This is a genomic window from Stutzerimonas stutzeri (assembly GCF_002890915.1).
GTDB classification, from domain to species: Bacteria; Pseudomonadota; Gammaproteobacteria; order Pseudomonadales; family Pseudomonadaceae; genus Stutzerimonas; species Stutzerimonas stutzeri_AF.
In genome coordinates this window covers 60,183-70,981 of the sequence record NZ_POUT01000017.1, presented here as the reverse complement: position 1 = coordinate 70,981, position 10,799 = coordinate 60,183, and the positions used below count along the sequence as shown (strand labels likewise).

Here is a 10,799-nt window from a genome sequence, read left to right as displayed (position 1 = left end):
CAGATTACGCTCCACGCTTCCTCCCCACGCTCGGTCACCCTTACGCAGTTGCGCTTCGCTTCGTTCACTGTGGCCAGCTCACGGGAGGACTTGCACCTCCAAGAGTGCGCCCATGCTGGGCGCACAAAAAAAGCCCGGCACGGGCCGGGCGAAAAATGGAAGGAGAGTGGTCCGAGCGGCTACATGCCCAGCCAGTTCGGCAGTGCCATGGAAATCGACGGCACGTAGGTGATGACCAGCAGGAAGCTCAGCAGCAGCGCCAGCCACGGCATCACCGCGCGAATCACCTGGGTGACCGGCATGCCGGTCACCGCCGAGGCGACGAACAGGTTCAGCCCCACCGGCGGCGTGATCAGGCCGATCTCCATGTTCACCACCATGATGATGCCCAGGTGGATCGGGTCGATGCCCAGCTGGATGGCGATCGGGAACAGGATCGGCGCCAGGATCAGGATGATCGCCGACGGCTCCATGAAGGCGCCGGCCACCAGCAGGACGATGTTCACCACCAGCAGGAACATCCACGGCTGCAGGCCGGCCTCGATGACCCAGGCGGTGATCGCCTGCGGGATCTGCTCGGTGGTCAGCACGTGGGCGAAGAGCATGGCGTTGGCGATGATGAACATCAGCATGATCGACAGCTTGCCCGACTCCAGCAGCACCTTCGGGCACTCGCGCCAGGACAGGTCCTTGTAGACGAACAGCGCGACGAAGGCCGAATACACTGCCGCCACGGCCGCCGCCTCGGTGGGGGTGAACATGCCCGAGTAGATGCCGCCGAGGATGATCACCATCAGCAGCAGGCCCCAGACCGCCTTGCGCGCAGCGGACAGCCACTCGCGGAAGGAGGCGCGCGGCAGGGCCGGCAGGTTCTTCTTCACCGCGATGATGTAGATCGCCACCATCAGGCCGAGGCCGAGCAGGATGCCCGGCACCACGCCGGCCATGAACAGCTTGCCGACCGAGGTCTCGGTGGCGGCGGCATAGACCACCATCACCACCGACGGCGGGATCAGGATGCCCAGGGTACCGGCGTTGCAGACGATGCCGGCGCCGAAGGCCTGCGGGTAGCCGGAGCGCACCATGCCGGCGATGGCGATGGAGCCGACCGCGGCGACGGTGGCCGGCGACGAGCCGGACAACGCGGCGAACAGCATGCACGCCAGCACCGCACCGATCGCCAGGCCGCCACGGATGTGGCCGACGCAGGCGTTGGCGAAGTCGATCAGCCGGCGGGCCACGCCGCCGGTGGTCATGAAGGCGCCGGCGAGCAGGAAGAACGGGATCGCCAGCAGGGTATAGTGCTCGGAGGTCTCGAACAGCTTGATCGCCAGCGAGCGCACCGAGTCCTGGCTGAAGATCATGATCGTCAGCGAACCGGCCAGGCCGAGGGACACGGCCACCGGCACGCCGATGAACATCAGGAAGAAGAGGGCGACGAACAGGAACAGGATGGTCATTTACTTGGGCTCCTCTTCGCCGAGCTTGGCCGCGTCGGCCGCTTCATCGGCCAGGCCGAGTCCAGTCTGTTCGTTGCGCAGGATGCGCACGAAGATTTCGGCGAAACGGATGAACACCATGGCGAAGCCGAACGGTACGACCATGCCGATATGCCACTGCTTGATGCCGATGTGGCCCAGGTCCTCGGCGCCGATGTTGGCGGTGAACAGGGTCTGGATCCATTCGAAGCTGGCCACGGTCAGCAGGCCGGCATAACCCAGGCAGAACAGGCAGGCGATGATGCCGATGACGCGCTGGATATGGCGCGGCGCGAGCTTGACCAGCGCATCGACGCCGATGTGGCCGGCGGTGCGCACGCCATAGGCGAGGCCGGAGAAGATCAGCCAGGCGAACAGCGCCTTGGTCAGCGCGGTACTCCAGGTCATCGACTGGGCCAGGCCGATGATGAAGTCACCGATGGCGAACCAGAAGTCGGCGGTTCCCTCGAACCGGTCACCCAGGTCGTAGAAGAACGTGTAGAGATTGTTGAGGATCACGTAGACGAAGGTCACCAGTGTCATGGCGGCCAGCAGGAAGGCGATGAAACCCTCCTCGAAGTGGTCCCAGACGCGCCAGAGGGCGTTCATGGATGACATCTCCCGATGGACTGCTAGTTGTATCGACGGCGGCACGGACGGTGCGCCATGAGCCAGCCGGGTGGCTGGGGGACAGAGCAATGAAAAACTCTTGTTGTCGCCATCGAAGCGGCGCGGCCCGGGATCACCTTGGCCTTGCCTTCCTGCCCTGGTGCGGGCTTCGCCTTCGCTAGCTGCTGTGTTTTTTCACTGAGCTGTCGGGTGTCGCATGGATGGAACGCGGGGGCGGGCAGCGCCCACCCCCGGCAAGGCTTACTGAGCCTGGTTGGCCGCTTCGGCAGCCTGGATCAGGTCGGCGCCGATTTCGCCTTCGAACTTCTTCCAGACCGGCTTCATGGCTTCGCGCCACATTTCACGCTGCTCCGGAGTCAGGTCGATGATCTCGGTGGTGCCGGCATCGAGGATGCGCTGCTTGTCGGCCTGGTTCAGCTCGCCAGCCTGCTTGTTCACCGCAACGGTCACTTCGTTCAGGATGCTTTCCAGCTCGCCGCGGATGTCAGCCGGCAGGCCGTTCCAGAACTTGGTGTTGGTGATCACCATGTAGTCCAGCAGACCGTGGTTGGACTCGGTGATGTACTTCTGCACTTCGTGCATCTTCTGCGAGTAGATGTTCGAGTAGGGGTTCTCGGCACCGTTGACCACGCCGGTCTGCAGGCCCTGGTAGACCTCGGCGAAGCTCATCTTGCGCGGGTTGGCGCGCACGGCCTTGAACTGCTCGTCGAGCACGGCGGAAGCCTGTACGCGGAACTTCAGGCCACGGGCATCCTTCGGTTCGCGCAGCGGCTTGTTGGCCGACAGCTGCTTCATGCCGTTGTGCCAGTAGCCCAGGCCGGTGATGTTCTTGTCTTCCATCGAGCGCAGCAGCTTCTGGCCGGCCTCGCCCTTCTGGAAGCGGTCGACCGCATCGATGTCATTGAACAGGAATGGCAGGTCGAAGACCTGGACGCCCTTGGAGTAGTGTTCGAACTTCGCCAGCGAGGGTGCGATCAACTGCACGTCGCCCAGCAACAGGGCTTCCATTTCCTTGCCATCACCGAACAGCGAGGAGTTCGGGTAAACCTGAACCTCGACCTTGCCGGCCAGACGCTCTTCCACCAGTTTCTTGAACATCAGGGCGCCCTGGCCTTTCGGCGTGTTTTCGGCAACCACGTGGGAGAACTTGATGGTGATCGGATCAGCCGCCTGGGCCAGACCAGCGATGCTCAGCGACAGGGCGCAAGCCAGCGCCTTGGCAGTCAGTTTGAACATTAGACGTTTCCTCTTGTTGTGAAGTGAGCTGCCGCATGGAAGCGGAAAGCTCGGCTGTAACCAGCAGGACAAGTCTAGGCGGCATTGGAAACATGCGCGCTGATCGGCTTGACTTACCGGTTCATCGTGTTAGCGAGGGCAAGTCTTGTGCCAAATGCACAAGGCGATCCGACGCGTAACGCCGGAGTGTACTCGCATGATGGCAAAATACTAACGAATGATTCTCAGCCGGCCCGTCTGGCTCGCAGGTTTGCAGTCTTTCGGCGGGTCACCGTCATGGGCAGCCCAATGGCGAATTGCCGTGGGCGCGATCGATTCCTTTCGTCGCTCCAGTGATCCACGCTGCGGCTGACTCTACCGGGCGCCCCTGGCCGCTGGAAATTCATAATTGAACAAGCCCGGCTTCGTCTTTGGCGAATGCATGGGCCTGGGAATGCGGGTTTTCGGGACTAAGGTTCGCGATTGGTGAGCGCTGGAGCCGTGCGGTTCTGCTGTCGGAGCGCTCGTTCGGTTTCGTGGAGCGCCCGGCCAGAACATGGCGGAAAACCGCCAGCTACTCGCCCTCATCTGGCGAGGACCCGCCAGCATCGTTGAAGACCAGGCCATGTTTGCGCAGCTTGTCGTGCAGCGTCTTGCGCGGCAGGCCGAGGGCCTCGGCGACGCTGCGTAGCGAGCCATGCGGCCGCGCCAGTTCGGCGGCGATCAGGGCGCGCTCGAAGGCCTCGACTTGTTCGTTGAGCGCGCTGCCCGTCGCCGCCGTGCCCTCGGCAACCTGGGCCGGGTCCTCCAGGCCAAGCTCGAGGCCCAGGGCGAAGCGCTCCGCGGTGTTCTGCAACTCGCGCACGTTGCCCGGCCAGGCGTGCCTGAGCAGCTGCGCACGTTGCTCGGCACGCAATTCGCGGATCGGCAGGCCGTGGCGCTGGGCGGCGGCATCGGCGAAATGCTGGAACAACAGGAAGATGTCCTCGTTGCGTTCGCGCAGCGGCGGGATGCGCAACGGCGCCACGTTCAGCCGGTAATACAGGTCGGCGCGGAAGCGGCCCTGGTCGGCGGCGACGCGCAGGTCCTCCTTGGTCGCAGCGATGACGCGGATGTCCAGCGGGATCGACTGGTTGCCGCCGAGCCGCTCGACCACCCGTTCCTGCAGCAGGCGCAGCAGCTTGACCTGCACGTCCAGGCTCATGCTCTCGATCTCGTCGAGAAACAGCGTGCCGCCGTTGGCGAACTCGAACTTGCCGATGCGCCGTTTCTGCGCGCCGGTGAAGGCACCCGGCTCATGGCCGAACAGCTCGCTCTCGACCACCGATTCGGCCAGCGCGCCGGCGTTGATCGCCACGAACGGGCCGCTGCGCCGGCTCGACAGGTCGTGCAGCGCGCGCGCCACCACTTCCTTGCCGGCACCGGTCTCGCCGAGGATCAGCACGTCGGCCTGGGTGCCGGCCAGCGCCCCGATCTGTTCGCGCAGGCGCTGCATCGCCTGGGACTGGCCGAGCAGGCGCGACGACAGTTGCTGGCGGTCGGCCAGGGCCAGGCGCAGGCTGCGGTTGTCCAGCACCAGCTGGCGCAGCGCCAGGGCACGCCGCACGCTGTCCAGCAGCGCTTCGCTAGGGAAGGGCTTTTCCAGGAAGTCGTAGGCGCCGGCGCGCATCGCCTGCACCGCCAGCTGGATATCGCCGTGGCCGGTGATGAGGATCACCGGCAGCTCGCCGTCGCGCGCGCGCAGCTGCTGCAGCAGTTCGAGGCCGTCGATGCCGGACATGCGGATGTCACTGACCACCACGCCCTGCCAGTCCGCCGGCAGGCGGGCGGCCAGGTCGCGCGCATCGCCCAGGCTGATCACCTCGAGGCCGGCCAGGTCGAGGGTCTGGCTCAGTGCCTGGCGCAGGTGCGGATCGTCGTCGATCAGTACCACCTGGGCCTGGGCGCTGATCGGGTTGTCACTGCTCATTGGAAATGGTCCTCGGTGGGAAAGGCGACCCCGGGCTCGGCGCTGCGCAGGAACAGGCTGAGCTGGGCGCCGCCGTCGGGATGGTTGCTCATGTGCAGCTCGCCGCCCAGGGCACGGCTGAGGGTATCGCAGATCGCCAGGCCGAGGCCGAGGCCCTGGGTGCTGGTCTTGGTGGTGAAGAACGGCTCGCGGGCGCGTTGCAGCGCTTCTGCGCTGAAGCCCGGGCCATTGTCGCGCAGGCTCAGCAGCACGCCGTCGCCCTGCTGCTCGGCACGCAGCCAGATGCGTCGCGGCGGCGGTCGCTCGGCCAGCGCGTCGAGGGCGTTGGCCAGCAGGTTGGCGAGGATCTGCCGCAGCCGCGTTTCGCCCGCCTGGACCCACAGGGTCGCTTCCGGCAGGTCGCGGATCAGTTCGACGGCCATGGCCTGGCGGCGCTTGGCCAGCAGGGCCAGGGCATCGTCTAGCGCCGGCTGCAGCGCCACCCGCTCGGGGGCGTGCTGGTCGCGGCGGGCGAAGGCGCGCAGGTGGGCGATGATCGAGGCCATGCGTGCGGTCAGTTCGCTGATCAGCCGCAAGTTGTCGCGCGCCTCATCGACGCGTTCATGGTCGAGCAGCACGCGGGCGTTGTCGGCATAGCTGCGAATCGCCGCCAGCGGCTGGTTGAGTTCGTGGCTGATGCTCGCCGACATGGTGCCCAGTGCCGACAGCTTGCCGGCCTGCAGCAGCTCGTCCTGGGCGCGCACCAGTTCCTGCTGGGCCTGTTCGCGCTCGAGCACCTCGACCTTGAGCCGGCTGTTCAGTGCCTCCAGGTCGCGGGTGCGCTCGAGCACGCGCTGCTCCAGCTGCTGGCGTGCCTGGCTGTCCAGCGCCAGCCGTTCGAGGAAATGTCGGCGACGCTGCATCAGCAGGCCGAGCCAGAGCAGCAAGGCCAGCAGCGTGGCGGCGCCGATGGCGACCACGGTGCGCACCGGGCGTTCGACCAGGCTGATCGGCGCGAGGATGCGCACCGTCCAGCCGGTCTCCTTCAGCTCGCGGCTCTGGATCAGCCAGGCGTCGATATTCAGCGTCAGGTCCTGCGGGTAGAGCGTCGGGTAGGGCTGGTCGAAGGCGATCTGCTCGCGCTCGTCCACGCCCAGCCCGCGGGTGGCGCGGAACCGCCAGTCCGGCCGCGAGGTGAGGATCACCACGCCGAAGTTGTCGGTCACCAGCAGCTGCTCCGGGGTGCTGCCCCACAGCGTCTCGGTGTGATCCAGGTCGACCTTGACCACCAGCACGCCGAGCACCTGGTCGCCGTCGCGCACCGCCGCGCCGAAGTAGTAGCCGCGCTTGCCGGAGGTGGTGCCGAGGCCGAAGAAACGTCCGAGGCGCCCCTCCATGGCCTGGCGGAAGTAGGGGCGGAAGGCGAAGTTGCGATCGACGAAGCTGTCTTCCTCGTCCCAGTTGGAGGCCGCCAGGGTGTTGCCGTCGGTCGCCATCAGGTAGATCACGTCGGCGCCGGTCTGCTTGCGCAGCTTCTTCAGCAGCCGGTTGGCGCTGTCGCGCACGTATGGTTCCTCGGCGTGCTGCAGGGCGGCGCGTAGCGCCGGCAGGTCGCCGAGGATGCGCGGCAGCACTTCATAGCGGCTCAGCGTGCCGAGCAGGTTGGCGACGTAGAGATCCAGCGTCTGCCGGTTCTGTTCGGTCAGCTCGTTGCGGTAGTAACGCTCGGCGAGTTGCTGCAACGGCCAGAGCAGGGGCGCCAGCAGCAGCGCCAGCAGGGCGAGGTTGCGCCAGCGGGGGCGACGGGGAGTAAGCGGTGCGGTCATGCGTGGGCGCCTGTGGGTCGGGCGCATTATGCACGCGGATCGTGCTGCGGTTCATTGTCGACGTGTGAACGACGACGAGCCGCGGGTGCGGCGGTTCGCCTGGCAGGCACCGCCTGGTCGCGGAGTCAGCGGCCGACCGACGCGGCCTGGGCCAGCTGGGCGTCGGCGGGTTGCGGGTGCGATCGCGCCAGGCATTCATGCAGCGCGCTTTCCCAATCCGGCAGGCGGATGCCCCAGTCGTGCTGCAGCCGGGCGCAACTGAGCCGCGAATTGAGCGGGCGGGCGGCCGCGGTCGGGTAGTCGCGGGACGGGATCGGCTCGATGCGGGCTTTCAAGCGGCCTTGCTGGCGCAGCTGTTCGGCGATGCTGCAGGCGAAGCCGTACCAGGAGGTCTCGCCGCTGGCGGTGAGATGATAGAGGCCGCCGGGGCCGCCTTCGCCGGCCTGGCGTTTGCGCACGATCTCGGCCGTCGCCCGGGCGATGCTGGCCGCCCAGGTCGGTGCGCCGATCTCGTCGCTCACCACCGACAGCGCATCGCGCTCCTGCAGCAGGCGCTGCATGGTCAGCAGGAAGTTCGTGCCGTGTTGCGAATAGACCCAGCTGGTGCGCAGGATCAGGTGCTCGCCGCCAACCGCCTGGATCGCCTGTTCGCCGGCCAGCTTGCTGGCGCCATAGACGCCCAGCGGGTGCGGCGTGTCGTGCTCGGTGTAGGGTTCGGCCTTGCTGCCGTCGAACACGTAATCGCTGGAGTAGTGGATCAGCGGCACGCCGAGCCGGGCCGCCTCTTCGGCGAGCACACCGGGGCCGTGGGCGTTCACCGCGAAGGCCTGCTCGCGGTGGGTTTCCGCCGGGTCGACGGCGGTATAGGCCGCCGCGTTGACGATCAGGTCCGGACGCAGCAGGCGCACCTGTTGGCGGATCTGCTCGGGATCGGCCAGGTCCATGGCGTTGTGCCCCAGGGCCAACGGTTTGCCGACACCGGCGAGTTCGAGCTGCAGTTCTCGGGCGAGCTGGCCTTTGCTACCGGTGATCAGGATCTTCATGGAAACAGTTCCGCCTCGCTGAGGGGCTTGCCGGCCTGGTCCTTGGCGGACAGTTGCGGTGGCTCGTCGATCGGCCATTGGATGCCGAGCGCCGGGTCGTTCCACAGCAGGCTGCGCTCGTGCTCCGGTGCATAGTAGTCGGTGGTCTTGTAGAGGAACTCGGCGCTCTCGCTGAGTACCACGAAACCATGCGCGAAGCCTTCGGGGATCCACAGCTGGCGCTGGTTCTGCGCGCTCAGGCGGGTGCCGACCCAGCGGCCGAAGCTCGGCGAGCTGCGGCGCAGGTCGACGGCGACGTCGAACACCTCGCCGGCCACCACCCGCACCAGTTTCCCCTGCGGCTGGCGGATCTGGTAGTGCAGGCCGCGCAGCACGCCGCGCTGGGACTTGGAGTGGTTGTCCTGGACGAACTGGCGCTTGAGCCCCGTCGCCGCCTCGAAGGCGGCGGCGTTGAAGCTCTCGTAGAAGAAGCCGCGTTCGTCGCCGAAGACCTTGGGCTCGATGACGAGGACGTCGGGAATGCCGGTCTCGATCACGTTCATGCGTCTTCACCCGCCAGCTTGAACAGGTACTGGCCGTAGCCGGTCTTGCCCAGGGCATCGGCGCGGCGCAGCAGCTGCTCGCGGTCGATCCACTTGTGCTGGTAGGCGATTTCTTCCAGGCAGGCGACCTTCAGGCCTTGGCGGTGCTCGATGGTCTGCACGTACTGCGAGGCCTCCAGCAGACTGTCGTGGGTGCCGGTGTCGAGCCAGGCGAAGCCGCGGCCGAAACGCTCGACGTTGAGGTCGCCGCGCTCGAGGTAGGCCATGTTGACGTCGGTGATCTCCAGCTCGCCGCGCGGCGATGGCTTGATCGACTTGGCGATCTCGATCACGTCGTTGTCGTAGAAGTACAGGCCGGTCACCGCGTAGCTGGACTTGGGCTTCTTCGGCTTCTCCTCGATGGACAGCGCCTTGCCGCTCTCGTCGAAGTCGATCACGCCGAAGCGCTCCGGGTCCTTGACCCAGTAGCCGAACACCGTGGCGCCCTTCTCCTGGGCGGCGGCACGCTGCAGCTTCTCGGTGAAGTGCTGGCCGTGGAAGATGTTGTCGCCGAGGATCAGGCACACCGAGTCGTCGCCGATGAATTCTTCACCGATCAGGAAGGCCTGGGCCAGGCCGTCCGGCGAGGGTTGTTCGGCGTAGCTGAAGCTGACCCCGAACTGGCTGCCGTCGCCCAGCAGGTTGCGGTACTGCGGCAGGTCCTGCGGGGTGGAGATGACCAGGATGTCGCGGATGCCGGCGAGCATCAGCACCGAGATCGGGTAGTAGGCCATCGGCTTGTCGTAGATCGGCAGCAGCTGCTTGGATACGCCGAGAGTGATCGGGTGCAGACGGGTGCCGGAGCCTCCGGCGAGGATGATTCCTTTCATGCGATGTTCTCCAGGGCGCCGAGGCGCTCGCGTTGATAGCTGCCGTCCTGCACGCGACGGCACCATTCGAGGTTGTCCAGGTACCACTGCACGGTCTTGCGCAGGCCGCTCTGGAAGGTTTCCTGCGGCACCCAGCCCAGCTCGCGCTCGATCTTGCCGGCGTCGATGGCATAGCGCAGGTCGTGGCCTGGGCGATCCTTGACGAAGGTGATCAGGTCTTCATAGCGGGCGAGGCCGGCCGGCTTGCTCGGCGCCAGCTCTTCCAGCAGCGCGCAGATGCCGCGCACCACGTCGATGTTCTTCTGCTCGTTGTGGCCGCCGATGTTGTAGGTCTCGCCGACCTCGCCTTCGCTGACCACCTTGAGCAGCGCGCGGGCGTGGTCCTCGACGAACAGCCAGTCGCGGATCTGCGAGCCGTCGCCGTAGACCGGCAGCGGCTTGCCATCCAGCGCGTTGAGGATCACCAGCGGGATCAGCTTCTCGGGGAAGTGGAACGGCCCGTAGTTGTTCGAGCAGTTGGTCACCAGCACCGGCAGGCCGTAGGTACGCTGCCAGGCGCGAACCAAGTGGTCCGACGAAGCCTTGCTCGCCGAATAGGGCGAGCTGGGCGCGTAGGGCGTGGTCTCGGTGAACAGGTCGTCGACGCCGTGCAGGTCGCCGTACACCTCGTCGGTGGAGATGTGGTGGAAGCGGAACGCCGCGCGGCGCTCGGCCGGCAGGCTCTGCCAGTAGGCACGGGTGGCCTCCAGCAGCTGGTAGGTGCCGACGATGTTGGTCTGGATGAATTCGGCCGGGCCGTCGATCGAGCGGTCGACGTGGGACTCGGCGGCCAGGTGCATGACGGCGTCCGGCTGGAAGTCCAGCAGCGCCTCGCTGACCCGCTCACGATCAGCGATGTCGGCCTGGAGGAACTGATAGCGCGGGTTGTCTTCCACGCTGGCCAGCGACTCGAGGTTGCCGGCATAGGTCAGCTTGTCCAGGTTGAGCACGCTGTGCTCGGTATCGAGAATGAGATGACGGATCAGCGCGGAGCCGATGAATCCGGCCCCGCCGGTAACGAGAATGCGCATAGTGATTGGGCTTCCTTGGCGCGCTGTCGAGCGTCAGGCTCTTAGCATGTCGGCACGATAGACCGGCCCCCGGTACAAAAATTCCCGGGTGTCGTGGGGCGCCGGGTGACCGTTCGGTTACCGGAGTGCATCATAGGGCACTGGCACGATGCCGGGCAGCCGGCGCGCCAGGGCGCCG

9 protein-coding genes are annotated in these 10,799 nt (G+C 66.3%); all 9 read right to left on the bottom strand.

The annotated features are described in order from the left end of the window. Positions 1-179: 179 nt before the first annotated feature. The 9 genes from dctM to rfbB all read right to left on the bottom strand — a co-directional run bounded on the left by dctM (position 180) and on the right by rfbB (position 10,621). Positions 180-1,460: a C4-dicarboxylate TRAP transporter large permease protein DctM gene (gene dctM, locus CXK94_RS20655; protein ID WP_102895711.1), complete on the bottom strand. Its 1,281-nt coding sequence runs from the start codon at positions 1,458-1,460 to the stop codon at positions 180-182. Then, entirely contained in the window at positions 1,461-2,087 is a 627-nt protein-coding gene (locus tag CXK94_RS20650; protein ID WP_037042465.1) for a TRAP transporter small permease, read from the bottom strand. Positions 2,088-2,348: 261 nt separating this feature from the next. Continuing rightward, positions 2,349-3,344, bottom strand: a complete 996-nt coding sequence (gene dctP, locus CXK94_RS20645; protein ID WP_102895710.1) for a C4-dicarboxylate TRAP substrate-binding protein DctP — start codon at positions 3,342-3,344, stop codon at positions 2,349-2,351. A gap of 553 nt (positions 3,345-3,897) precedes the next feature. Further along, positions 3,898-5,292: a sigma-54-dependent transcriptional regulator gene (locus CXK94_RS20640; protein ID WP_102895709.1), complete on the bottom strand. Its 1,395-nt coding sequence runs from the start codon at positions 5,290-5,292 to the stop codon at positions 3,898-3,900. Continuing rightward, positions 5,289-7,097 (bottom strand): sensor histidine kinase, encoded by a 1,809-nt coding sequence (locus CXK94_RS20635; protein ID WP_037042461.1) that lies wholly within the window; start codon positions 7,095-7,097, stop codon positions 5,289-5,291. The genes CXK94_RS20640 and CXK94_RS20635 overlap by 4 nt, the downstream gene beginning before the upstream one ends. Before the next feature lie 125 nt (positions 7,098-7,222). Further along, positions 7,223-8,140 carry a dTDP-4-dehydrorhamnose reductase gene (gene rfbD / locus CXK94_RS20630; protein ID WP_102895708.1) on the bottom strand — a complete coding sequence of 306 codons (918 nt, stop codon included), beginning with the start codon at positions 8,138-8,140 and terminating at the stop codon, positions 7,223-7,225. Next, on the bottom strand, positions 8,137-8,682 hold the full coding sequence (gene rfbC, locus CXK94_RS20625; protein ID WP_037042459.1) for a dTDP-4-dehydrorhamnose 3,5-epimerase: 546 nt from the start codon (positions 8,680-8,682) through the stop codon (positions 8,137-8,139). The genes rfbD and rfbC overlap by 4 nt, the downstream gene beginning before the upstream one ends. Further along, entirely contained in the window at positions 8,679-9,551 is an 873-nt protein-coding gene (rfbA, locus tag CXK94_RS20620; RefSeq protein ID WP_102895707.1) for a glucose-1-phosphate thymidylyltransferase RfbA, read from the bottom strand. The genes rfbC and rfbA overlap by 4 nt, the downstream gene beginning before the upstream one ends. Next, a complete protein-coding gene (gene rfbB / locus CXK94_RS20615; RefSeq protein WP_037042455.1) occupies positions 9,548-10,621 on the bottom strand; it encodes a dTDP-glucose 4,6-dehydratase in 1,074 nt (357 codons plus the stop codon). The genes rfbA and rfbB overlap by 4 nt, the downstream gene beginning before the upstream one ends. Between the last annotated feature and the right edge of the window lie 178 nt (positions 10,622-10,799).